We start from the raw sequence: 23950 nt of genomic DNA on the forward strand, positions 1-23950 counted from the left end.
AACTCCAGGGGTTGACTCGAAAGATTTCATCATCTTTCGGGACAACCCTATTTTCTTTTTCTATTAATATCCTTCATAATATAAAGAGGATAAAGAGTAATGGGGGAAAGTAGAATGATGCAGGGGAAAAAAATACTATTATGTGTTTCTGGTGGAATCGCTGTATATAAAGCAGCGGCATTGACGAGCAAGCTTGTTCAAGAGGGTGCACAAGTGAAAGTGATCATGACAGAGTCAGCACGAAATTTCGTTGCCCCCCTCACGTTTCAGGCATTATCACGTCAAGATGTATACTGGGATACTTTCGATGAAAAGGATTCATCTAAAATCGCTCATATTGATTTAGCGGATTGGGCCGATCTGGTACTGGTGGCACCTGCAACGGCCAATATAATTGGAAAACTTGCAAACGGCATTGCGGACGATATGATCACCACAACCATCTTAGCGACGACGGCGAAAGTGTGGATCGCCCCGGCCATGAATGTACATATGTATGATCACCCGGCAGTACAACGCAATATTGATATACTATTTGAGTTTGGCTACCAATTTGTCGAACCAAGTGAAGGGTATCTGGCATGTGGATATGTAGGGAAGGGAAGACTCGAAGAACCGGAGAAGGTAGTCGAATTGATCAGTGATTATTTTTCAAATGGTGACAAAGAAACTATGCTTTTACGAGGAAAGAAAGTAGTGATAACAGCAGGTCCTACAAGGGAAATGGTCGATCCTGTACGTTTCTTCTCTAATCGCTCTACCGGGAAAATGGGATTCTCCCTTGCAGAAGCGGCGGTTTCCCTTGGGGCAGAGGTGTTGCTGATTTCCGGTCCTTCTGAATTACCCGTTCCAAAGGGTGTTGAATATGTTTCCGTCACGAGTGCAGAAGACATGTACAATACCGTCCACGAAGCTTTCCCGGCTGCTGATATCGTTGTGAAGAGCGCTGCGGTTGCTGATTATCGCCCTAAAGAAATTCTGGGGGACAAGTTAAAGAAAAAAGATGGAAATCTCGTGATTGAATTCGAGCGGACAAAGGATATCTTAATGAGTCTTGGTGAGAGAAAGACCCATCAATACCTGATCGGATTTGCAGCAGAGACGACAAACGTCATAGAGTATGCCAGAGCTAAGCTTGAGAAAAAGAGGGCGGATATGATTGTCGCGAATAATGTGAAGGAGTCGGGATCCGGTTTCGGAACAGATACGAACAAAGTAATCATTGTGACAAATCGAGGTAAAGATCGTGAGTTACCATTACTATCAAAAGTAGAGGTAGCTAAAGAAATCTTCAAAGAAGCGATTGCTCAAATGGAGAAGGGTACCGCACATGAACGTAGCTAGTGTCATAGTAGATGTTCCTGCCATGCAGACGGATCGGACGTATGATTATATCATCCCAGATGAGTGGATGGACAGCATCGTTCCCGGCATGAGAGTCATCGTTCCATTTGGTCCAAGGAAGATTCAGGGCTTTGTCATTGAATTAAAGGAAAAAGGGGAAGTCTCGAAGCTGAAATCGATCATCGAGCCGATGGACCTTGTACCGGTTTTGAATAAGGAGCTACTCACACTGGGGAACTGGCTTACAGAGAAGACGCTCTGCTTTAAAATATCAGCATTTCAAGCGATGCTGCCGGCTGCGATGAAAGCAAAATATGAAAAATACTTTCGGCTGGAAGAAAACAGGAGTAAACGCGAACTTCATCTCTCCCTGCAGCGGTTCTTTCAGAATGGAAAAGACGTCGCCTGGAAAGTGATCGAAGAAAGCGGCCTTCTCCCGCTTGTACATAAAGAGGTAAAACGAGGTAACCTAGAAGTCCTTTACAGAGTGAAAGCAAAAGGCAATAAGAAAACCGTTCGTAAGCTTTATCTTAATGTACAGGCTGATAAAGCGGATGAAGTGAAAAACAGTCTGCCTCCCCAGGCAAGTAAACAAAAACAAATTATTGAATATATGATCGATTCTTCGCCTGGTGGAGATGGTATCCTCCAGTCCACACTCTTGGATGACATGTCTACGACTTCAAGTACAATCAAATCGTTGGTTAATAAGGGGATCCTCATTGAGAAGAACGTTGAAATGTACCGGGATCCATTTCAAAATAGAGTATTTGAGAATACTTCACCTCTTACGTTGACCCCACAGCAAGATCAGGCGATTCGTCCGATACTGAGTACCATCGATCAAGAAGAGCATCACACATTTCTCTTGTATGGTGTAACGGGTAGTGGGAAAACAGAAATTTATTTACAATCGATCCAGCGTGTCTTACAGGAAGGGAAGGAAGCCATCGTACTGGTTCCTGAAATATCCCTTACACCACAAATGGTCCACCGTTTTAAAGGACGCTTCGGCGACGATGTTGCCGTCCTTCACAGCGGATTGTCAGTAGGTGAAAAATATGATGAATGGAGAAAGATCCAACGCAAAGAAGTGAAAGTGGTGGTAGGTGCACGCTCTGCCGTTTTTGCCCCCTTCGAAAATTTAGGGATCATCATCATCGACGAGGAGCATGAAACGAGTTACAAGCAAGAAGAAAATCCTCGTTATCATGCGAGGGAAGTGGCGATCTATCGAGGCGAAATCCATGGTTGTCCAGTGATTTTAGGCAGTGCGACCCCATCTTTGGAAACATTCGCCCGGGCTACTAAAGGTGTATATGAGCTCTTGACACTGGATAAACGTATGAATGACGGCCCGCTCCCATCTGTCGATATCGTGGACATGCGGGAGGAATTAAGGAATGGTAACCGTTCCATGTTTTCAACCACCCTGTTTGAAAAGCTTCAATCCCGGATCGAAAAAGGAGAGCAAACCGTGCTATTCCTTAATCGCAGAGGACACTCCTCCTTCATCATGTGCAGGGATTGCGGCTTTGTCCTGCAATGTCCTAACTGCGACATTTCCTTGACGTATCATCGATTTTCCAACGGGATGAAATGTCATTACTGCGGTCATGAAGAAAGTGTACCTACCACTTGTCCGGAATGCATGAGTGAGCATATCCGTTACTTTGGAACGGGCACTCAGAAGGTGGAGGAAGAATTGACGAAGCTCCTCCCGGATGCAAGGATCATTCGCATGGATGTCGATACCACATCCCGAAAAGGATCCCATGAAAAGCTGTTAACGGCTTTCGGGGAAGGAAAGGCGGATATCCTTCTTGGTACCCAAATGATCGCCAAAGGTCTCGATTTTCCGAATATCACGTTAGTCGGAGTTCTTAGTGCAGACACCATGCTGCATCTACCGGATTTCCGTGCTGCTGAGAAAACGTTTCAGTTATTGACACAAGTGAGCGGGCGGGCTGGCAGGCACACATTACCAGGTGAAGTCGTCATTCAAACCTACACACCTGAGCACTACTCGATCGAGTTGGCGTCTGATCATGATTATAATCGGTTTTATCAGCAGGAAATGATGATGAGGAAAATGGGCTCATACCCTCCTTTTTACTACATAACACTGATCACATTAAGTCATGAGGATGTCATGAAGGTAGTGGATATTTCGGAAAAGATGACATCTTACGTCCGTTCCAAGCTATCTGATACGACAATCATTCTCGGGCCTGTGGCGTCACCGATTCCCAGGATCAAGAATAGATATCGATACCAATGTTTGATAAAATACAAACGGGAACCAAATCTTGGCATCACATTGAAAACAGTACTTGATCAGTTCCAAAAACAATATACATCACAGGGGCTAACCATCTCCATTGATGTGAATCCTTATGTGATGATGTAATCAATTAGAAAAATGGAGGACAGTTATGGCAATACTTCCAATTGTAATGCATCCAAATGCCATTCTCGAAAAAGAGTGTGAGAAGGTAACGGATTTTGATAAAAAACTAAAGAAATTACTTGCAAATATGTATGACACAATGCTTGAGGCTGATGGAGTGGGACTTGCTGCCCCCCAGGTGGGAATCGACCTGCAAGTAGCCGTCGTCGACATCGGGGATGATTCAGGAACAATCGAATTGATCAACCCGGAAATCATAGAGTCGAACGGATCTCAAACGGACCTGGAAGGATGTCTCAGTTTCCCTGGTCTATATGGTGAAGTGACCCGTCCATACTCCATCAAGGTGCGTACACAAGATCGAAAAGGAAGAACGGTTGAATTTCAAGCCGAAGGCTTTATGGCAAGGGCGATTCAACATGAAATCGATCACCTTCACGGCATTTTATTTACATCCAAAGTAGAGAAATATATCACAGAAGAAGAATTAGAAGGGTATGAAGCTTAATGACAAAAGTGATTTTTATGGGAACACCGGATTTCTCGGTTCCTGTTCTTCAATCATTAATAGATGAAAAATATGACGTGATCGCGGTTGTGACTCAACCCGACCGCCCTGTGGGAAGAAAGAGGATCCTCACCCCGCCGCCTGTTAAAGTGGCAGCTGAAAAGCATGGTATCCCGGTTTATCAGCCCGAAAAGATTAAGAATGAAGATGAGTTAAACCAGGTGCTTGCTTTAAAGCCTGATCTTATAGTGACCGCTGCGTTCGGGCAAATCCTTCCCAATGCACTCCTTGAGGCACCGAAATATGGTTGCATCAATGTACATGCCTCACTTCTTCCGGAATTGAGAGGCGGTGCACCTATTCATTATTCAATCCTACAAGGTAAAGAGAAGACGGGAATCACCATCATGTATATGGTGGAAAAACTGGATGCAGGAGACATCATCAGTCAAGTGGAAGTAGTTATTGATGAACGGGATCATGTGGGGACCTTGCATGACAAATTAAGCGTTGCGGGTGCCAAACTGTTGATTGATACGATTCCGCCATTGTTGGAAGGGAAAATATCCCCAGTGAAACAAGATGATTCTAAAGCCACTTTTGCACGCAATATCAAACGCGAACAAGAGAAAATAGATTGGAAGAATGACGGAGAGCAAATCTACAACCATATCAGGGGTCTTCACCCTTGGCCGGTTGCTTACACCACTTTGGAAGGATCGGTCATGAAAATATGGTGGGGAGAGAAAGTAAGCGGGGTCACTTCTTCACCTGGCGAAATCATCAGGGTGGAAGAGGATGGTTTCATCATTTCAACCGGGAATTCAACGGGCATCAAAATTACCGATTTACAGCCTTCAGGTAAGAAAAGAATGAGTGCAAAGGACTACCTCCGAGGAGCAGGAGCTCATTTAAAAACCGGCATGATGTTAGGAGATAACGATGAGTAAACGAAATAAAACCGTTCGCGAAGCAGCGCTAGATGTTATCATAGCGGTTGATAAAAATCAATCGTATAGTAATTTGCTGCTTCATTCCGTCATTGAAAAAAATGAACTGCCACAGAAGGATATTGGTTTATTGACGGAGCTGACATATGGAACCATTCAACGAAAAATGACCCTTGATTTCTATTTGGCCCCATTCATTAAAGGGAAGCTCGATGATTGGGTGCGTCAATTGTTACGATTATCCCTCTACCAACTTGTGTATCTTGACAGAATACCGGATCGTGCCGTCTTCTATGAAGCGGTGGAAATCGCCAAAAAGAGAGGGCATAAAGGAATCTCAGGATTAGTAAATGGGGTGCTGAGATCCGTGCAGCGAAAAGGTCTACCCTCTCTTGATTCCATAAAGGATCCAGTTGAACGAGTGGCAATCGAGACGAGTCATCCATATTGGCTTGTGAAGAGATGGGAAGAACAATTCGGTTTGGAGAAAACGAAAGAAATGTGCGAAACCAATTTAATCGCACCAAACCAAACGGCACGTGTGAATACGACTAAAATCAGTCGTGAAGAGCTCGTACAGCAGCTGTTGGAAAACGGGACTGAAGTGAAAGAAAGTCCGATCGTACCTGAAGGGATTCAATCAATCAGAGGGAATCTTGCAAAAACAGAAAGCTATCTCAATGGTCAATGCAGTATACAGGATGAAAGTTCGATGCTCGTTTCGTATGCATTAAAGCTTGAAAAAGGGATGAAGGTATTAGATGCATGCGCAGCCCCAGGCGGGAAAACAACTCATATTGCAGAGAAGCTTTCAGGGACGGGTGAAGTGCACGCACTAGATCTGCATAAGCATAAAGTGAAATTGATCGACGACAATGCATCGAGGCTTGGATTAACCAACGTGATAACGGCAGCCCTTGATAGTCGGAAAGCTGGAGAGAAGTTTGATCATGATAGCTTCGACCGGATTTTAGTCGATGCACCATGCTCGGGACTTGGTGTGCTTAGAAGAAAACCAGATATCAAATACGTCAAAAGAGAATCGGACCTCCACTCTCTACAAAAGATTCAACTGGACATCCTTTCTGCAGTAGCCCCATTACTGAAAAAAGATGGGTTATTAGTCTATAGCACATGTACCGTGGATCGAAATGAGAATGAAGGCACTGTGTCGTCATTCCTTAGCGATCATCCTGAGTTTGAGCCACATCCCTTGGATCAGCTCCCAGAGCCGATAACACCATTCATTGAAGGGAACCAGCTCCAGGTTTTCCCTCAAGATTTCGGCGGGGACGGATTTTTTATTTCCTGTTTCAGGAAAAAGGATTGAGTCGGATTACATCAAAGATTGAAAGTAAAGCAGGAAAATCCACTATTAAAGTCGTAAAAGTACAACAGACCTTAAAAAATCGAATCCTTGAATTCCCGTTACCACTATTACGGGGATCAAGTCGTTCTTATGTGAAGGATGCTCCATCTGTAATAAACAGAAGGGCATAAGAAGAGAAGAGGTGACCTAAGTGAAGACGGTTTATTTTACGGACAAAGGGAAAGTGCGCCAGTTAAATGAAGATAGTGCCGGCGTATTCGTGAATCATCATGGAGATCATTTAGCTGTTGTAGCAGATGGGATGGGCGGCCACAGAGCGGGTGACGTTGCAAGCGAGCTGACCATATCCATCCTGAAGGACTTATGGGAGAAAACTGAGAAATTTCACACCGCTGATGAAGCTGAAAATTGGTTAAAATCAACTATTAACGAAGTAAACAAAGAAGTATATACTTATTCACAATCCAATTCTGAGTGCGAGGGGATGGGGACGACACTCGTCGGAGCCATTTGCACCTCTTTATTCGCGTCAATCGTGAATATTGGTGACAGCAGAGGCTATATCCTGAACGAAAATGGATTTCACCAACTGACAGAAGATCATACCCTTGTGAATGAATTAGTCAGAAGTGGAGAAATCTCGAAGGAAGATGCAGAGCATCATCCAAGAAAAAATGTGATACTTAGAGCGATCGGAACGGAAGCTTCGATTACGATGGATATTAAAACGATTATGTTTGAAGAGGAAGATGTCATTCTTCTATGCTCGGATGGTCTATCTAATAAAGTCTCTGAAAAAGAAATGAAAGAAGTATTAGAGCAGGATCGCTCTCTTCAAAATAAAGGGGAGTCGCTCGTTCATTTAGCCAATGAATATGGCGGTGAAGATAATATTACCGTAGTAATTGTCGAGTTTGCCGCTGAAACGGAAAGCGGGTGATAACATGATGGAAGGTAAGCGCATCAGTGGGCGTTACAGAATTATTAAACTGATCGGTGGCGGTGGGATGGCCAACGTCTATTTAGCACACGATGTGATTCTAGATCGTGAAGTGGCCATCAAAATGCTCCGGATCGACTTTGCCAATGAAGAGGAATTCATTAAACGTTTCCAACGGGAGGCCCAATCTGCTACCAGCCTTGCTCACCCGAATATTGTGAGCATCTATGATGTAGGCGAAGAGGACGACCTTTATTATATCGTCATGGAATATGTTCATGGCATGACGTTAAAGCAATACATACAGCAGTATTCACCGGTTCATGTCGACAAGGCGATCGATATCATGAAGCAGCTGACATTAGCCATGTCCCATGCACATCTTAACCATATTGTTCACCGGGATATCAAGCCACATAATATCCTGTTAGATGAAGATGGAAATGTGAAGATCACGGACTTTGGGATTGCAATGGCCCTCAGTGCAACGAGTATCACTCAAACCAATTCGGTTCTTGGATCCGTCCATTATCTTTCTCCCGAGCAGGCAAGGGGGGGAATGGCGACAAAAAAATCGGATATCTATTCACTAGGTATCGTCATGTTTGAATTGTTGACGGGCAGGCTGCCATTCTCTGGTGAATCGGCCGTCTCGATTGCCTTAAAGCATTTGCAATCTGAAACACCATCTTTAAAAAGATGGAATCCCGATATCCCTCAAAGTGTAGAGAATATTGTGTTGAAAGCCACTGCCAAGGACCCGTTCAGACGATATGAAAGCCTGGAGGAAATGGACGAGGACCTGACATCAGCACTCGATCCCGATCGAATGGATGAACCCAAATTCGCAGTGCCGCTTGATGATGAAGCGACAAAAGCGATTCCGGTCATCACGGATCAAAAGGCATATTCTAATCTGGATGATACGATCGTCCATCAAACCAATACCGATATCGTGCAAACCAAGCCAACGGTCCCGGTAAAGGAAGATAAGAAAAAAGCAAAGAAGAAAGATAAAGGCAAAAAAGCAAAGAAGGACAAACGTAAAAGAAAATGGCCGATCATCATCATCAGCTTGTTCTTTTTACTGATTGTGTTGGGTGTTGCCGCATTTACGTTGGTGCCTGGATTATTGGGGCCGAAAGAGATTGAGGTTCCCGATGTGGCGGGTAAAAACACAACTGAAGCCGTTTCAATGATTGTTTCAGAAGGGTTTGTTGTCGGTGAAACTAAGGAGCAGTCAAGCGACACTGTAGACGAAGGTAAAGTAATCAAGACAAATCCTAAAGCCGGCAGAATGGCGAATGAAGGGTCGGAAATTGATATCTATGTCAGTACAGGAAAAGAAAAGGTGGAAGTAGAGGATTATGTCGGCAAGAATTTTGATGAAATTGCATCAGAACTTGAGGATAAAGGTTTTACGATAGAAAAGGAAGAGGAATTTAACGATGATGAACCATCTGGAACCATTACCGATCAAGATCCTTCCCCTGGAGATGAAGTCGTACCTGAAGAGACGACAATAACCTTTACAGTGAGTAAGGGCTCCAAGCCGTTTGATATGGAGAATTTAGAGGGATATTCAAAAGCAGAGCTTAATCAATATGCAGACCTAAAAGGTTTAAAGATTGAACAAAGACCGGAGGAATTCTCCGATACTATTGAAGCTGGGAAAGTAAAATCTCATGATCCATCACCAGGTACCCCAACTTTCCAAGGGGAAACAGTTTATGTAACAATGTCAAAAGGCCCGGAACCACCAAAGGAAGAGGAATTACCTCCTAAAGAAGTCACATTAAAAATTATGGTTCCATATACAAAAGAAGACGGAACTCCGCAGCCAGTTGAAATTTATATTGAAGACAAAGATAGTACCTATGAGGAACCTGATCAACTTGATGGCATTACTAAAGACACCGAGTTTACTCTCTCATTTCAGTTAGAAGATGGTAAGGACGGTAAGTATAAAATATTGAGAGATGGTCAGGAAATTGACTCTGGGACTGCCAAATATCCTAAAGAAGAATAATTTTCACTTTCCAAAGGGCTGTACCCGGGTTTTTCATGAACCTACGGGACAGTCTTCTTAATTTCATTTATAATGGTTATGATACATAATGGAGATAGCTAAATAATTCAGATAAACGCTTTTGAATAGGAGGTTTCGAATGCCTGAAGGAAAAATTGTTAAAGCATTGAGTGGATTTTACTATGTCCTTTCAGAAGGCAGCGTTACGCAATGTCGGGGAAGAGGCAATTTCCGCAAAAATAAAATCACTCCGCTTGTGGGTGATTATGTTGAATTTCAAGCCGAAAATAAAACCGATGGGTATATCTTGAAAGTACATGATCGAAAGAATGAATTGGTACGCCCTCCGATTGCCAACGTCGATCAAGCTATATTGGTCTTTTCAGCAAGTGAACCGGATTTCAGTCCGGCGCTCCTGGACCGTTTCCTTGTGCTGGTGGAGAGCAAGGAAATCGAACCGCTTATCTGCGTGACCAAAATGGACTTGGTGACATCTGCAGAAGCTGAAAAAATTGAACAATATGTGAGCGAGTACCGCTCTTTTGGATATGAAGTTTTGATGACGTCTTCCAAAACAGAGCATGGTCTTGAGGAGCTGACTCCGTATTTAAAAGATAAAATTTCGGTGTTTGCCGGTCAGTCCGGAGTGGGGAAATCGTCTCTTTTGAACGCGTTAAAACCTGAATTGGAACTGAAGACGGCAATGATTTCTTCGCATCTCGGGCGGGGGAAACATACAACACGACACGTGGAACTCATCGATATCGAAGATGGATTAGTGGCGGATACGCCCGGTTTCAGTTCATTGGAGTTTTCAGAGCTTGAAATAGAAGAACTGCCAAGGTGCTTCCCGGAAATGGTGGAAGTATCCGAAGAGTGTAAATTCAGGGGATGCCTTCACATCAATGAGCCTAAATGTGCTGTGAAAGCGGCTGTTGAAGCGGAAGAAATTCCAACATATCGTTACGATCACTATTTAACTTTTCATAAAGAAATCAAAGAAAGAAAGCCGAGGTACTAAATATGAAAATCGCACCATCCATTCTTTCTGCCAATTTTGCAGAGCTGGGCAATGAAATTAAAGATGTGGAAAAAGGGGGAGCGGACTATATTCATGTAGACGTCATGGATGGTCACTTCGTTCCGAACATTACACTTGGACCGATGATCGTGAGTGCAATCAGACCGCTGACGACTTTACCTCTGGATGTTCATTTGATGATCGAAAACCCAAGTCAGTACATTGAAGCGTTTGCCGATGCGGGGGCTGATTATATCACCGTCCATGTAGAAGCAGATCCCCATCTGCACAGGACGATCCAAATGATCAAAAGCAAGGGCGTTAAAGCGGGTGTCGTCCTGAATCCCGGAACCTCTGCAGAATTGATTAAACCGATCCTGCAGGATGTCGATATGGTCCTCTTGATGACCGTCAACCCTGGATTTGGCGGGCAATCGTTCATTCCATCCGTTGTACCAAAGATTAAGCAAATCCGCGAGTGGGCGAAAGAAGTAAATCCGTCTCTTGAAATTGAAGTGGACGGGGGCATCAACCCTGAAACGGCAGCTATTTGTGCAGAGGCGGGTGCAGATGTGTTTGTTGCGGGATCTGCCATCTATAATAAGCCCGATCGCAGGGCAGCAATTGAAGAATTGAAGAAAGCACTCGTTTAAATGGCATCAGGCTGACCCTAATGGGGTCAGTCTATTTTTATAAAAAAGGGGAGTGTAGGATATGGAAATCAATCTTGTTGCAGGCGGACCCGGGAGATATATACCTGATTTGAGTGCCTATTCAAGTGAAAATACTAAATGGATTGGTGTGGATCGGGGCGTTTACTATTTAATGGAACAACATATCAATCCATGGGTCGCATTTGGGGATTTTGATTCCGTAAGCTCTACGGAATTGGAGGAAATCAGGGAAACAGTGCAGGAGGTCAATCGATTCCAGCCTGAGAAGGACGAAACGGATCTGGAACTTGCACTCAACTGGACAATTGAACAAAGGCCGGAGAAAATCAACATTTTTGGTGCTACTGGCGGACGCCTGGACCACTTTATGGGTAACCTTCAATTATTGATGATGCCAAGCCTTTTAGAAACGGGCATCCCTGTGGAAATCATAGACGTCCAAAATCGATTATACCTTGCGAAATCTGGGGAACATTCCGTCCTGGAAATCCCGGAATACCAATACATTTCCTTTGTTCCTGTTACCGAAAACGTTGAAGGAATCACCCTCTCAGGCTTTAAATATCCATTAAAAAATCGGAATATTTCAAGAGGATCCACACTATGTATTAGTAATGAACTTATACAATCATCTGGTACTTTTTCCTTTTCAAATGGCATATTAATGGTGATAAGAAGCAGTGATTAATGCTTCTATCGACCAGACAGAAAAGAAGATGTACTTAACTGAAACTGCTTGAATAGACTGAACTGTTGTCAAGCGAAACATTACGTTCTTTAGATTGTGGGGAGGGACTAAAAATGCGCTTTTATACAATTAAATTACCGAAATTCCTGGGTGGACTTGTGAGGGCGATGTTGGGAACGTTTAAAAAAGAATAAATGGTTTGTTGGAGATGGCTTGATGCCATCTTCTTTTTTTGACTTTTGATACTGTTCATGTTTATCTTTCAATAAGATGTCCCGCCCAGAAGATCCAGCAAAAAATAAGCGGAGTTTTTCCGGTTATATACAGAGTAAACCTTGAATTAGGGATATTAAGCGGAGTTTTTCCGCTTATAATAGGAAGATCATTCATTTTTGTGCTTATTTGAATTAATAGGCGGAATTTTTCCTTCTATTTCATCTTTTTTAAACAGTAATTTCAAAATAACCGGAATTTTTCCGGCTATTTATTAGCTCTGATGATTAACATGATCTCCCAATCGAGAAGTAGTGCCCCTCTTGAACTTGTCGGGCAAACCCAAGCCTACCCGGCTTTTCAATATGTCCAGCTCCGGCAGCTAGACCCTCGAGGTCATAAGTCAAATCAACCAAAATGGCAAAGAGCGCCATTCCGGTTGATTCGCCTTAAGCTTGTCGGGTCTGACCAAGCCGCCTCCGCTTTTCGATATGTCCAGTTTCAGGGGCTTGAGGCTCGAGGTCATTTCTGAAAAATCCCCAAAGGCAAAAAGCGCCTTCAGGGATTATCCAGAAATGCTTGTCGCCTCAGGGCGAGCCCCTTCTGCTTTTCTGCGATGTCCAGCTCCGGCGGCTAGACCCTCGAGGTCATAAGTCAAAACAACCAAAATGGCAAAGAACGCCATTCCGGTTGATTCGCCTTAAGCTTGTCGGGTCTGACCAAGCCGCCTCCGCTTTTCAATATGTCCAGCTCCAGGAGCTTGAGGCTCGAGGTCATTTCTGAAAAATCCCCAAAGGCAAAAAGCGCCTTCAGGGATTTTCCAGAAATGCTTGTCGCCTCAGGGCGAGCCCCTTCCGCTTTTATGTCTGTAAAGTATTTTTTCTTGAAAGGTTTAAATTGTAGTATTGCATTATAGAAAGTTGTGTGATAAATTATTAAAGTATCTTTATGATAATAAGCGAAATGTGGAACTGAAATTAACTTCAGCTTCTTGTTAGTGAGGAGGGAATATATTATGGCAAAACAATGCGTAGTAACAGGCCGTAAAGCAAGCTCAGGTAACGCTCGCTCTCACGCAATGAATGCGAACAAGCGTACTTGGGGTGCAAACCTGCAAAAAGTTCGAATTCTTGTAGACGGAAAGCCTAAGAAAGTATGGGTTTCTGCAAGAGCGTTGAAATCTGGTAAAGTAGAACGCGTATAATACTTAAAATGGAAAGGCGCCTGATTCAGGCGTCTTTTTTCATTCTCCCATGATCAAATCAGTCATACGGAAGACATATACTCTTGGAATGAGAATGATTAATCTTTGAATAATAAGGAAAAAATAGAGGGTAAACCCAACAAATGAAGCTTGAGATAATAGTTTAGCTTTCAAAAACAGCATACTTATAGTAAAATGTTTTTAGCCAAGCATGTAATTAAAGGGGGAAAACATTCCATGTCCATCGAATTAAAAACGCAGTACGGACAAATTGATATTACGAATGATGTCATTGCAATGATTGCTGGAGGTGCAGCGGTGGATTGCTACGGAATTGTTGGAATGGCTTCAAAGAACCAAATTAAAGACGGTTTCACAGATATCTTACGTAAAGAAAATTTCACTCGCGGAGTGATTGTTCGTCAAGATGAAGAGGAAGTACATATTGATATGTATATTATTGTGAGTTATGGTACAAAAATTTCTGAGATTGCCCATAATGTACAATCCAAGGTTAAATATACTCTTGATAAGACCGTCGGCTTGGCGGTAGATTCAGTAAATATTTTTGTGCAGGGGGTTCGTGTCACGAACCCGTAGTGAGGAGGAAGATTCGTGTCGATTACATCTTTGGAAGGAAAACGTTTTGCCCAAATGGTGATACAAGGTGCCACTCAATTATCTGCTAACGCGCAGCTGGTTGACGCGCTTAACGTTTTTCCTGTTCCTGATGGTGATACTGGAACAAATATGAATTTATCAATGACTTCTGGAGCGAAGGAAGTCCAGAACCATATTCAAGATCATATCGGAAATGTGGCTACTGCCCTTTCGAAAGGGTTATTAATGGGGGCAAGAGGTAACTCAGGTGTTATCTTATCCCAATTGTTCAGAGGCTTTGGTAAAGCGATTGAAGGGAAAGAATCCTTATCGAGTGCAGAGTTTGCCAACGCACTTCAAACAGGTGTAGAAACGGCTTATAAAGCTGTGATGAAACCTGTAGAAGGAACGATTCTAACGGTTGCGAAAGATGCTGCACGAAAAGGTGTGACGGCAGCTGAAACAGAAACTGATTTCGTTAAGTTGATGCAGGCAATCGTCGATGAAGCACAGGCTTCATTGAATCGTACACCTGATTTACTTCCTGTATTAAAGGAAGTGGGAGTAGTCGATAGTGGTGGACAGGGGCTTCTATTTGTTTACGAAGGTTTCCTAGCAGAGCTCAAAGGTGAAAAAGTATCCAATCAGTCATCACTTCCGTCCATGAATGACCTTGTCAGCGCTGAGCATCACAAAGCTGCCCAGGATTTCATGAGCACTGAAGATATTGAGTTTGGTTATTGCACGGAATTCATGGTCCGATTCGAAGAGGATAAACAATCCTTTGTAGATGAAGACTTTCGTCAGGATTTGAGTGAATTCGGTGATTCGCTGCTCGTAATAAGTGATGAAGAGTTGGCTAAAGTACATATCCATTCTGAACAACCTGGTGATGTATTAACATATGGTCATCGATATGGAAGTCTCATCAATATCAAGATTGAAAACATGAGACAGCAGCATAGCAGTATTGTAGGGGAGTCTAAACCGGTCAAAGCTCCGGCAAAGACCCAGGAAGTCGACTTTGCCATTGTTACCGTATCAATGGGTGAAGGCATTGCCGAGTTATACAAGAGTATCGGTGCCACTGCTGTAATTGAAGGCGGACAAACGATGAATCCAAGTACGGAGGATATCGTGAAAGCCGTTGAAGAAGTGAATGCCAAGAAAGTGATCATCATGCCGAATAACAAGAATATCATCATGGCTGCTGAGCAAGCGGCTGAAGTTCTTGAAATGGAAGTAGCTGTCGTTCCGACGAAGACAGTTCCTCAAGGCATGGCGGCATTGCTAGCTTTCAATCCATCTGCTACGGTTGAAGATAACAAGCAGTTGATGACGGAAGCTTCAAAGCAGGTCAAGACTGGTCAAATCACATTTGCTGTCAGAGACACAACGATTGACGGTGTTGCGATTTCAAAGGATGACTTCATGGGAATCTCAGAAGGCAAGATTGTCGTTTCCGATTCTGACCGTCAAAAGTCTTCTAAAAGCTTATTGGAAAAGATGCTGGATGAAGATTCCGAGATCTTAACCATTCTCTATGGTGAGGGTGTAACGGAAAAAGAGGTTGAGTCACTCAGAGATTATGTTGAAGAGCATTATGAAGACGTTGAAGTGGAAGTTCATAATGGTAAACAGCCACTTTACTCCTATATATTCTCAGTTGAATAAGGAATGAAGCGAGGGGGCAGCTCTATAAGAGTTTGTCCCCTTCATCTATGTTAGAATGGTAGTATAGATTGGATGTATAGTTAGGGGGAAAAGCGATGAAATATAAAAGTGTATTTGACATTATAGGGCCTGTTATGATTGGTCCATCCAGTTCTCACACGGCCGGTGCCGCAAGAATTGGGAGAGTGGCAAGGAATTTGTTTCGGCGGGAACCGAAATGGGCGACGATCTCCTTTTACGGTTCGTTTGCCAAAACGTACAAAGGCCATGGAACTGACGTTGCCATCGTAGGTGGGATTCTTGACTATGATACATTTGATGAGCGAATCATCGAATCGATAAAAGTAGCTAAGGAAAAAGGGATTAAAATTAAATTTCAAGAAGAAGAGGCCATCACGGATCATCCGAATACGGCTAGGATCCGCATGGGGGATGAGCAGGGTGAAATAGAGCTTGTCGGTATTTCCATTGGTGGCGGGAAAGTTGAAATCATCGAATTGAACGGCTTTGAGCTTAAACTTTCAGGGCATCATCCAGCGATACTTGTTGTGCATGATGACCGGTTCGGTGCGATAGCATCTGTATCCAACATCATTGCCAAGCATCAATTGAACATTGGTCACATGGATGTATCCCGGAAAGAGAAAGGCCAAATGGCCTTGATGACCATTGAGGTCGATCAGCCGATTGATGAGGCTGTTATCAAGGAATTGAGCTCTTTGCCGAACATTACCCAGGTAACACGGATTTCCGATTAAACAATTACTATAATGACAGCGTTTACATGAGGCGAGGAGGTTATTGGAATGTTTCGAAATGTAGCAGAGTTGGTTGAACTTGCTGAAAGTCAGAATAAGAAAATATCTGATATTATGATCGAACAGGAAATGGAGTTTACAGGTAAAACATTTGAACAAATTTACAGTCAGATGGAGAAGAACCTGGAAGTAATGGAGCAGGCAGTAGCGAGAGGTCTTGAAGGTGTTAAATCCCATTCAGGATTGACTGGCGGTGATGCAGTATTACTGCAGAAATATATTGATTCAGGACGTTCATTGTGCGGTGATACGATATTGGATGCGGTCAGTAAAGCGGTAGCAACGAACGAAGTGAATGCAGCGATGGGGACCATTTGTGCAACACCTACTGCGGGATCTGCGGGGGTAGTGCCGGGAACCTTGTTTGCTGTGAAAAACAAGCTGAATCCTACAAAGGATGAAATGATCCGCTTTTTATTTGCGTCTGGTGCCTTTGGCTTTGTTGTGGCAAATAACGCATCGATCTCAGGTGCAGCTGGAGGCTGTCAGGCAGAGGTGGGGTCTGCAAGTGGAATGGCTGCTGCCGCCATCGTTGAAATGGCAGGAGGTACGCCTAGTCAATCAGCAGAAGCCATGGCGATCACTTTGAAGAATATGCTGGGTCTCGTTTGTGATCCCGTTGCGGGTCTCGTAGAAGTTCCATGCGTGAAACGCAATGCGATGGGTGCTGCCAATGCGATGGTTGCGGCAGATATGGCTCTCGCAGGCATTACTAGTCGGATTCCTTGTGACGAAGTGATTGATGCCATGTATAAAATCGGTCAAACAATGCCGGTGGCACTGCGTGAAACGGCTCAAGGGGGTCTGGCGGCTACACCGACCGGAAGAGAGCTTGAAGCAAAAATCTTTGGGGTTTCCCTGAGTAAACGTGAAGACTCGTAATGGAGAACTGACGATCCAGAACATCAAGGGGATTGGTGAAGAAACAGCTTCACAGCTGAATGATATGGGGATATTTTTTGTTCTGGATCTGTTGGAATATTTACCCTATCGCTACGAGGATTACAGGCTAAGGGATTTGGAAGAAGTTGCACACGATGAGCGGGTCACAGTTGAAGGGAAAGTTCATTCTGAACCTGCACTGATGTTTTATGGCAGAAAGAAATCACGATTGACCGTGAGGATACTGGTGGGCAGGAATTTAGTGCAAGCTGTGTTTTTTAATCAGCCATACTTGAAGAAGAAAATAAATCTTCATGATACGGTGACTGTGACAGGTAAATGGGATAAAAACAGACAAATCATAACGGTCCAGTATTTTCACTCTGGACCTCAGGACAAGCAGGGTGATTTTGAGCCGGTTTACTCATTGAAGGGCACAATGAAAAACAATACTCTCAGGAAATTCATCAAAAAGGGCTTCAGTGAATATAGCGATATGATCACCGAGAATCTACCCTCTCATTTGATGGAAAAATATAAGCTTTCTAGTCGGAAAGATGCCTTGTATCATCTTCATTTTCCAGATTCCACCGAAGATATGAAACAGGCGAGAAGGAGATTCGTGTATGAGGAATTTCTGCTGTTTCAATTGAAGATGCAGGCCCTGAGAAAATTCGAAAGGGAACATTCTTCCGGTATACAACAACTTTACGATTTGGATAAGGTTAAAGCATTCATTGAATCTTTGCCGTTTCCATTGACAGATGCCCAAAAAAGGGTAGTGAATGAGATATCAGCAGATATGAAATCTCCTTATCGGATGAATCGTCTCCTACAAGGGGATGTGGGGTCCGGTAAGACGGTTGTATCTGCCATTGCCCTTTTTTCCAGTGTGACAGCAGGATATCAGGGGGCCTTGATGGTCCCAACGGAAATTCTGGCAGAGCAGCATGCGAACTCCCTCAGTGAACTGCTTTCTCCCAGGGGACTTTCCGTCGCCCTTCTAACAAGTTCTGTAAAAGGAAAGAAACGACGTCTATTACTGGACAAGCTGAAAGAGGGAGAAATCGATATTCTCATTGGAACCCATGCACTGATCCAGGAAGATGTTGAATTCAAACACCTTGGTCTCGTTGTCACCGACGAACAACACCGTTTTGGTGTCAATCAAAGGCGGGTCCTTAGAGAAAAAGGAGAGAGCCCTGATGTATTGTTCATGACTGCGACCCCGATTCCAAGGACACTTGCCATCACGGTATTCGGTGAGATGGATGTCAGTATCATCGATCAGATGCCTGCAGGACGAAAGGCGATTGAAACCTATTGGGCGAAAGCGGATATGTTACCCAGGGTGCTTTCGTTCATGGATAAAGAATTAGATCAGGGGCGTCAGGCTTATGTGATATGTCCGCTGATCGAAGAGTCAGACAAGCTGGATGTGCAGAATGCCATAGACGTTTATAATCAACTGGTCCACTATTTCGAAGGTCGATACAAAGTCGGACTCATGCACGGAAGACTTCATCCTGAAGATAAAGATGGAGTCATGCGGGAGTTTAGTGCGAATCATCTTCAAGTGCTTGTTTCCACTACCGTTGTAGAGGTCGGTGTGAATGTTCCGAATGCGACATTTATGCTCATCTATGATGCAGAACGATTTGGCTTGAGTCAGCTTCACCAGCTGAGAGGACGGGTAGGACGGGGAGAACATCAATCATATTGTATTCTCCTTGCTGAACCGAAGACCGAAGTCGGGAAAGAACGGATGAAGATCATGACCGAAACAAATGATGGATTTGTTCTTAGTGAGAAAGACCTTGAGCTGAGGGGGCCGGGTGATTTCTTCGGCCGAAAGCAGAGTGGTATGCCGGAGTTCAAAGTGGCCGATATGGTGCATGATTACCGGGCATTGGAAGTCGCTAGGGATGATGCTGCTACTTTGATTCAATCAGACCATTTTTGGCATGATCCCGAGTTCGAACCGCTCAGGGAGTATTTGGCCAGGTCAGGAATATTAGAAGGGGAAAAGCTGGACTAGAAAGGCAGATTGTGAGATTATTTCTTGCAATCTGCTTTTTTAGATTATATACTACTATTAGTACCTAGTACTAATACTGGACGGTGTTAATATTGAGACTTTCGAAAAAAGAAAGACAGGGAAACCTGACAGACACGATTAAAGAAAATCCTTTCATTACTGATGAAGAATTAGCGGAACGGTTTCGGGTGAGTGTTCAGACAATCCGTTTGGATCGTATGGAATTATCCATACCTGAGCTTCGTGAACGAATTAAGTATGTGGCTGAGAAATCGTTTGAAGACGAAGTAAAGTCATTGCCTATCGAAGAAATTATTGGAGAAATTATTGATATAGAATTAGACCAAAGTGCTATTTCCATTTTTGACGTGAAGCAGGAGCATGTTTTTGTCAGAAATGGAATTGCAAGGGGACATCACTTGTTCGCTCAAGCAAATTCACTTGCAGTAGCCGTCATAAATGATGACCTGGCCTTGACCGCCAAGTCAACGATCCGTTTTACCAGACCTGTAAAAGAAGGGGAGCGGGTAGTAGCGAAAGCAAAAGTGATACATATGAAGGATCAAAAGGACCGAACAACGGTAGAAGTTCAAAGTGCAGTCGGTGGTGAGCTCGTTTTTACAGGTGAATTTGAAATGTATCGCTCTAAAAAATCTGTAAAGGATGAAGAGTAGATGAAATTAGCCGTTGATGCAATGGGCGGAGATCATGCCCCGAAAGAGATCGTACTCGGTGTGAAGCGAGCATTGAATGAATTTAATGATATTGAAGTGCTATTATATGGTGATGAAGAACAGATCAAACAATACATCACTCCTTCAGACAGGCTGACAATTGTACACACAAATGAAGTGATTGAGGGGACCGACGAGCCTGTCAGAGCTGTAAAGCGTAAAAAGAACGCGTCCATGGTACTGATGGCTCAGGCGGTCAAAAACGGGGAAGCCGATGCGTGTATTTCTGCCGGGAACACAGGTGCTCTGATGACGGCTGGACTATTTATCGTCGGGAGAATCGAAGGCATCGAACGCCCAGCCCTTGCTCCAACTTTACCTACCCTGGACGGAAATGGATTCCTTATGCTTGATTTGGGTGCAAATGTTGATGCGAAGCCTGAGCATCTTGCGCAATATGCCCTCATGGGGAGCATTTACGCCGAAAATGTGAGAGGAATTAAAAATCCACGCGTAGGGTTATTGAATATTGGGACAGAAGACAAAAAAGGAAATGAATTAACGAAACGGTCATTCCAGTTACTGAAGGACCTGCCAATAAATTTCGTCGGAAATGTAGAGTCCAGGGACTTGCTGGATGGACCGGCCGATGTAGTCGTAACAGATGGTTTCACTGGTAATATGGTGTTGAAGACCATCGAAGGAACGGCACTTTCTGTCTTCTCCATGCTTAAAAAGACCTTTACGGCGTCAACGAAAAATAAAATTGCTGCAGGATTGGTGAAGAATGACCTTAAAGGATTAAAAAATATGCTTGATTATACTGAGTATGGCGGAGCAGGATTGTTTGGGCTAAAGGCCCCGGTAATCAAAGCCCATGGCTCATCGAATGAAGTGGCGCTATATAATGCCATGAGACAGGCAAGGGAAATGGTGAAGCACGACGTTTCCAATACTATTAAAGATGCTATTAAGGGGAGTGTGGAATAATATGAGTAAAATTGCGTTCATCTTTCCTGGACAAGGTTCCCAAACGGTGGGAATGGGAAAGGATTTAGCTGATCAATACCCTGAGGTACAGTCGTATTTCATGAAAGCAGATGAAAGATTGGGTACAAATCTTTCTTCAGTCATATTTGAAGGTCCACAGGAGGAGCTTACGCAGACTACAAATGCACAGCCTGCGTTATTAACGACCAGTATGGCTATCCTCGATCGTTTAAAAGCTGAAGGAATTACGGCGGACTATACAGCCGGACACAGCTTAGGTGAATATTCTGCCCTGGTTGCTTCAGGTGCCATGAAATTTGAAGATGGTGTGTATGCTGTCCGTAAAAGAGGGGAATTCATGGAAGAAGCAGTTCCGGATGGAGAAGGCACGATGGCGGCTGTTCTTGGTATGGATAGAGATTCCCTTAAGGAAGTTACCGACCTAGTAACGGAAGAGGGTCATATCGTCGGGCTCGCAAATTTAAATTGTCCTGGACAGATCGTCATTTCAGGTACGGTGAAGGGTGTGGAGCTTGCATCGGCAAAAGCGAAAGAAGCTGGAGCAAAGAGGGTCATCCCCCTTCAAGTCAGTGGGCCCTTCCATTCTCAATTGATGAAGCCTGCTGCGGATCAATTTGTATCGATTCTGGATTCGATTGTGATTGAAGATGCCTCTGTACCAGTCATAGCAAACGTAACTGCCAAACCTGTGACCGAACGTGAAGAGATCAAGCGTTTATTAATTGAACAATTATTCTCCCCTGTTCAATGGGAAGATACAGTTGAGAAGCTTCTTGATTTGGGTGTGGATACATTTGTCGAAGTAGGACCGGGTAAAGTCCTTTCAGGATTAGTGAAAAAAGTAAACAGACGAGTGAAGACTTATTCCGTTCAAGATGAAGCATCCTTGGAACAAACCATTCAGGCCTTGAAGGAGGAAGCATAAATGAATTTAGAAGGTAAAGTGGCACTTGTTACGGGAGCATCCCGTGGAATCGGAAGAGAGATTGCTCTTGAACTTGCCCGTGAAGGTTGTAATGTTGCAGTGAATTTTGCGGGAAGCGAAGCGAAAGCAAACGAAGTGGTAGATGAAATCAAGAGCTTAGGCAGAGAAGCAATCGCTGTCCAGTGTAATGTATCGGATGGTGAAGCGGTTCAGGCCATGGTGAAGGAAACGATCGGTCAATTTGGTTCTATCGATATCCTTGTGAATAATGCCGGCATCACGAAAGATAATTTGTTGATGAGGATGAAAGAAACGGAATGGGATGATGTCATCAACATCAATCTTAAAGGTGTCTTCCTTTGTACGAAAGCCGTTACGCGTCAAATGATGAAGCAGAGAAGTGGAAGAATCATCAATATCTCTTCCATAGTCGGAGTAAGCGGGAATCCGGGACAGGCAAACTATGTAGCAGCCAAATCCGGTGTAATCGGATTGACGAAAACTACGGCCAAAGAATTAGCAGCACGCGGCATCACGGTGAATGCGATTGCTCCTGGATTCATTTCCACGGATATGACAGATAAGCTTCCTGAAGATGTCCGCAATGAAATGTTGAAGCAAATCCCTCTCAGCCGTTTTGGGGACCCGAAAGATATCGCAAAGACAGTAACATTTGTTGCTTCTGATTCAGCTGCGTATATGACGGGACAAACTCTCCACATCGATGGCGGAATGGTCATGTAAAGGTAAGGAAATAATAAAATATTCATCGTTTTCATGTATACTCTTTTCATTAGAGGTCAAAATGCTCTATAATACTTGAGGGGAGGTGACAAAAATGGCAGAAGTATTAGATCGTGTAACAAAAATTATCGTTGATCGTCTAGGTGTAGATGAATCTCAAGTAACTCTTGAAGCTTCTTTCAAAGAAGATCTAGGAGCTGACTCCCTTGATGTAGTTGAGCTGGTTATGGAACTTGAAGATGAATTCGACATGGAAATCTCTGACGATGATGCTGAAAAAATCGGCACAGTAGGTGATGCTGTGAACTACATACAAGCAAAGGCTTAATCGTTAGATTGAATTGACAGATGGCACCTGTCATCTTATATTCAAACCATTTAAAACTTGGTAGGGGCTTCATCTCTACCAAGTTTATTTGTGTTCTAACCTCACACGCAAGAATTTTTTGCGTAAATCATTTTTTTAGAATAAACTTGATTAGTATACATTGAGAACATATTAGCAAGGTGGAGTGCCTTATGCGAAAGCAAAGCAGAAACGGATTATCTAAACATAAAAATGATTTGAAATTCAAGACATTTCAAAATCAAATGGGAATTCAATTTAAAGACGAAAAACTCCTTAAACAAGCTTTTACTCATTCATCCTATGTGAATGAGCATCGTCGAAAGCCTTATGAAGACAATGAACGCTTAGAATTTCTCGGTGACGCCGTCCTGGAATTGACGGTATCTCAATTTCTCTTCAAGAAGTATCCCATGATGAGCGAGGGTGAACTTACGAAATTAAGGGCGGCCATCGTTTGTGAGCCATCCTTGGTGAAGTTTTCAATCGAATTGAACTTCGGTGAACTCATTCTCCTGGGAAAAGGGGAAGAAATGACCGGGGGACGTGAGAGACCGGCTCTGCTTGCCGATGTCTTCGAAGCTTTTATCGGGGCGGTATATTTGGATCAAGGGTTAGAGACGGTCGTTTCAATCCTTGAAAAAGTTGTCTATCCAAAGATTAATGTCGGTGCTTTTTCTCATGTGATGGATTACAAGAGTCAGTTACAAGAGCTGGTTCAAAGAGGCAGCGCAGGTATGATCGAATATAGTATCTTGGAAGAAAGCGGTCCGGCCCATAATCGCCAATTCATTTCCAGAGTGAGTTTAAATGATGAAGAACTGGGAATTGGTAAGGGCCGATCTAAGAAAGAGGCTGAACAACAAGCCGCACAAAAGGCTCTGGAAAAGTTAAAACAGAAGCTAGACGCTAAATAGGGGGAAAGAA

General features: G+C 43.5%; 23 protein-coding genes. All 23 read left to right on the plus strand.

The genetic code is table 11. The features are described from left to right. The first annotated feature begins 114 nt into the window (after positions 1–114). Positions 115–1344 carry a bifunctional phosphopantothenoylcysteine decarboxylase/phosphopantothenate--cysteine ligase CoaBC gene (gene coaBC / locus SLH55_RS06170; RefSeq protein WP_320322922.1) on the plus strand — a complete coding sequence of 410 codons (1230 nt, stop codon included), beginning with the start codon at positions 115–117 and terminating at the stop codon, positions 1342–1344. Then, positions 1331–3754 carry a primosomal protein N' gene (gene priA / locus SLH55_RS06175; protein WP_320322923.1) on the plus strand — a complete coding sequence of 808 codons (2424 nt, stop codon included), beginning with the start codon at positions 1331–1333 and terminating at the stop codon, positions 3752–3754. Before coaBC ends, priA begins: the two co-directional genes overlap by 14 nt. Before the next feature lie 25 nt (positions 3755–3779). Then, positions 3780–4262 (plus strand): peptide deformylase, encoded by a 483-nt coding sequence (gene def, locus SLH55_RS06180; RefSeq protein ID WP_320322924.1) that lies wholly within the window; start codon positions 3780–3782, stop codon positions 4260–4262. Beyond that, on the plus strand, positions 4262–5212 hold the full coding sequence (gene fmt, locus SLH55_RS06185; RefSeq protein ID WP_320322925.1) for a methionyl-tRNA formyltransferase: 951 nt from the start codon (positions 4262–4264) through the stop codon (positions 5210–5212). The genes def and fmt overlap by 1 nt, the downstream gene beginning before the upstream one ends. Continuing rightward, the gene (gene rsmB, locus SLH55_RS06190; RefSeq protein ID WP_219168959.1) at positions 5205–6542 is read left to right on the plus strand and encodes a 16S rRNA (cytosine(967)-C(5))-methyltransferase RsmB; all 1338 of its coding nucleotides are present in this window, start codon (positions 5205–5207) and stop codon (positions 6540–6542) included. The genes fmt and rsmB overlap by 8 nt, the downstream gene beginning before the upstream one ends. A gap of 190 nt (positions 6543–6732) precedes the next feature. Next, positions 6733–7482: a Stp1/IreP family PP2C-type Ser/Thr phosphatase gene (locus SLH55_RS06195; RefSeq protein ID WP_219168957.1), complete on the plus strand. Its 750-nt coding sequence runs from the start codon at positions 6733–6735 to the stop codon at positions 7480–7482. A 4-nt stretch (positions 7483–7486) separates the two neighbouring features. Next, complete coding sequence (pknB, locus tag SLH55_RS06200; RefSeq protein WP_219168955.1) at positions 7487–9511, plus strand: Stk1 family PASTA domain-containing Ser/Thr kinase; 2025 nt, start codon at positions 7487–7489, stop codon at positions 9509–9511. Between the two features lie 139 nt (positions 9512–9650). Further along, on the plus strand, positions 9651–10532 hold the full coding sequence (gene rsgA, locus SLH55_RS06205; protein ID WP_219168953.1) for a ribosome small subunit-dependent GTPase A: 882 nt from the start codon (positions 9651–9653) through the stop codon (positions 10530–10532). A gap of 2 nt (positions 10533–10534) precedes the next feature. Further along, on the plus strand, positions 10535–11185 hold the full coding sequence (gene rpe / locus SLH55_RS06210) for a ribulose-phosphate 3-epimerase (RefSeq protein WP_219168952.1): 651 nt from the start codon (positions 10535–10537) through the stop codon (positions 11183–11185). A gap of 61 nt (positions 11186–11246) precedes the next feature. Then, positions 11247–11894 carry a thiamine diphosphokinase gene (locus SLH55_RS06215; protein WP_320322926.1) on the plus strand — a complete coding sequence of 216 codons (648 nt, stop codon included), beginning with the start codon at positions 11247–11249 and terminating at the stop codon, positions 11892–11894. Positions 11895–12007: 113 nt separating this feature from the next. Further along, positions 12008–12088, plus strand: a complete 81-nt coding sequence (gene spoVM / locus SLH55_RS06220; protein WP_032088878.1) for a stage V sporulation protein SpoVM — start codon at positions 12008–12010, stop codon at positions 12086–12088. A 1034-nt stretch (positions 12089–13122) separates the two neighbouring features. Continuing rightward, positions 13123–13311 (plus strand): 50S ribosomal protein L28, encoded by a 189-nt coding sequence (gene rpmB / locus SLH55_RS06225; RefSeq protein WP_034755741.1) that lies wholly within the window; start codon positions 13123–13125, stop codon positions 13309–13311. 237 nt (positions 13312–13548) lie between these two features. Beyond that, positions 13549–13911, plus strand: a complete 363-nt coding sequence (locus SLH55_RS06230) for an Asp23/Gls24 family envelope stress response protein (RefSeq protein ID WP_034755738.1) — start codon at positions 13549–13551, stop codon at positions 13909–13911. A gap of 15 nt (positions 13912–13926) precedes the next feature. Next, complete coding sequence (locus SLH55_RS06235) at positions 13927–15585, plus strand: DAK2 domain-containing protein (protein ID WP_320322927.1); 1659 nt, start codon at positions 13927–13929, stop codon at positions 15583–15585. A gap of 95 nt (positions 15586–15680) precedes the next feature. Beyond that, positions 15681–16343 carry an L-serine ammonia-lyase, iron-sulfur-dependent subunit beta gene (gene sdaAB / locus SLH55_RS06240; RefSeq protein WP_219168947.1) on the plus strand — a complete coding sequence of 221 codons (663 nt, stop codon included), beginning with the start codon at positions 15681–15683 and terminating at the stop codon, positions 16341–16343. Positions 16344–16391: 48 nt separating this feature from the next. Next, positions 16392–17285 (plus strand): L-serine ammonia-lyase, iron-sulfur-dependent, subunit alpha, encoded by an 894-nt coding sequence (gene sdaAA, locus SLH55_RS06245; RefSeq protein WP_219168945.1) that lies wholly within the window; start codon positions 16392–16394, stop codon positions 17283–17285. Then, entirely contained in the window at positions 17272–19323 is a 2052-nt protein-coding gene (gene recG, locus SLH55_RS06250) for an ATP-dependent DNA helicase RecG (RefSeq protein ID WP_219168943.1), read from the plus strand. Before sdaAA ends, recG begins: the two co-directional genes overlap by 14 nt. A 92-nt stretch (positions 19324–19415) precedes the next feature. Then, positions 19416–19997 carry a transcription factor FapR gene (gene fapR, locus SLH55_RS06255; RefSeq protein ID WP_219168941.1) on the plus strand — a complete coding sequence of 194 codons (582 nt, stop codon included), beginning with the start codon at positions 19416–19418 and terminating at the stop codon, positions 19995–19997. Continuing rightward, on the plus strand, positions 19998–20987 hold the full coding sequence (gene plsX / locus SLH55_RS06260; protein WP_320322928.1) for a phosphate acyltransferase PlsX: 990 nt from the start codon (positions 19998–20000) through the stop codon (positions 20985–20987). Between the two features lies 1 nt (position 20988). Next, positions 20989–21933, plus strand: a complete 945-nt coding sequence (gene fabD, locus SLH55_RS06265; protein WP_320322929.1) for an ACP S-malonyltransferase — start codon at positions 20989–20991, stop codon at positions 21931–21933. Further along, positions 21934–22677 (plus strand): 3-oxoacyl-[acyl-carrier-protein] reductase, encoded by a 744-nt coding sequence (gene fabG / locus SLH55_RS06270; protein ID WP_219168935.1) that lies wholly within the window; start codon positions 21934–21936, stop codon positions 22675–22677. A gap of 94 nt (positions 22678–22771) precedes the next feature. Further along, positions 22772–23005 (plus strand): acyl carrier protein, encoded by a 234-nt coding sequence (acpP, locus tag SLH55_RS06275; RefSeq protein ID WP_034755712.1) that lies wholly within the window; start codon positions 22772–22774, stop codon positions 23003–23005. Positions 23006–23196: 191 nt separating this feature from the next. After that, positions 23197–23940: a ribonuclease III gene (rnc, locus tag SLH55_RS06280; protein ID WP_219168933.1), complete on the plus strand. Its 744-nt coding sequence runs from the start codon at positions 23197–23199 to the stop codon at positions 23938–23940. Positions 23941–23950 lie beyond the last annotated feature (10 nt).

This window comes from Rossellomorea sp. YZS02, assembly GCF_033963925.1.
Taxonomy (GTDB): domain Bacteria; phylum Bacillota; class Bacilli; order Bacillales; family Bacillaceae_B; genus Rossellomorea.

Excerpts from the sequence above, each read along its gene's own strand:
- plsX (WP_320322928.1), top strand. The coding sequence starts at position 19,998 with ATGAAATTAGCCGTTGATGCAATGGGCGGAGATCATGCCCCGAAAGAG.
- fabD (WP_320322929.1), top strand. The coding sequence starts at position 20,989 with ATGAGTAAAATTGCGTTCATCTTTCCTGGACAAGGTTCCCAAACGGTG.
- spoVM (WP_032088878.1), top strand. The coding sequence starts at position 12,008 with ATGCGCTTTTATACAATTAAATTACCGAAATTCCTGGGTGGACTTGTG.
- acpP (WP_034755712.1), top strand. The coding sequence starts at position 22,772 with ATGGCAGAAGTATTAGATCGTGTAACAAAAATTATCGTTGATCGTCTA.
- rsgA (WP_219168953.1), top strand. The coding sequence starts at position 9,651 with ATGCCTGAAGGAAAAATTGTTAAAGCATTGAGTGGATTTTACTATGTC.
- fabG (WP_219168935.1), top strand. The coding sequence starts at position 21,934 with ATGAATTTAGAAGGTAAAGTGGCACTTGTTACGGGAGCATCCCGTGGA.
- def (WP_320322924.1), top strand. The coding sequence starts at position 3,780 with ATGGCAATACTTCCAATTGTAATGCATCCAAATGCCATTCTCGAAAAA.
- pknB (WP_219168955.1), top strand. The coding sequence starts at position 7,487 with ATGATGGAAGGTAAGCGCATCAGTGGGCGTTACAGAATTATTAAACTG.
- priA (WP_320322923.1), top strand. The coding sequence starts at position 1,331 with ATGAACGTAGCTAGTGTCATAGTAGATGTTCCTGCCATGCAGACGGAT.
- rpmB (WP_034755741.1), top strand. The coding sequence starts at position 13,123 with ATGGCAAAACAATGCGTAGTAACAGGCCGTAAAGCAAGCTCAGGTAAC.
- SLH55_RS06230 (WP_034755738.1), top strand. The coding sequence starts at position 13,549 with ATGTCCATCGAATTAAAAACGCAGTACGGACAAATTGATATTACGAAT.
- rpe (WP_219168952.1), top strand. The coding sequence starts at position 10,535 with ATGAAAATCGCACCATCCATTCTTTCTGCCAATTTTGCAGAGCTGGGC.
- sdaAA (WP_219168945.1), top strand. The coding sequence starts at position 16,392 with ATGTTTCGAAATGTAGCAGAGTTGGTTGAACTTGCTGAAAGTCAGAAT.
- coaBC (WP_320322922.1), top strand. The coding sequence starts at position 115 with ATGATGCAGGGGAAAAAAATACTATTATGTGTTTCTGGTGGAATCGCT.
- fmt (WP_320322925.1), top strand. The coding sequence starts at position 4,262 with ATGACAAAAGTGATTTTTATGGGAACACCGGATTTCTCGGTTCCTGTT.
- SLH55_RS06215 (WP_320322926.1), top strand. The coding sequence starts at position 11,247 with ATGGAAATCAATCTTGTTGCAGGCGGACCCGGGAGATATATACCTGAT.
- rsmB (WP_219168959.1), top strand. The coding sequence starts at position 5,205 with ATGAGTAAACGAAATAAAACCGTTCGCGAAGCAGCGCTAGATGTTATC.
- rnc (WP_219168933.1), top strand. The coding sequence starts at position 23,197 with ATGCGAAAGCAAAGCAGAAACGGATTATCTAAACATAAAAATGATTTG.
- sdaAB (WP_219168947.1), top strand. The coding sequence starts at position 15,681 with ATGAAATATAAAAGTGTATTTGACATTATAGGGCCTGTTATGATTGGT.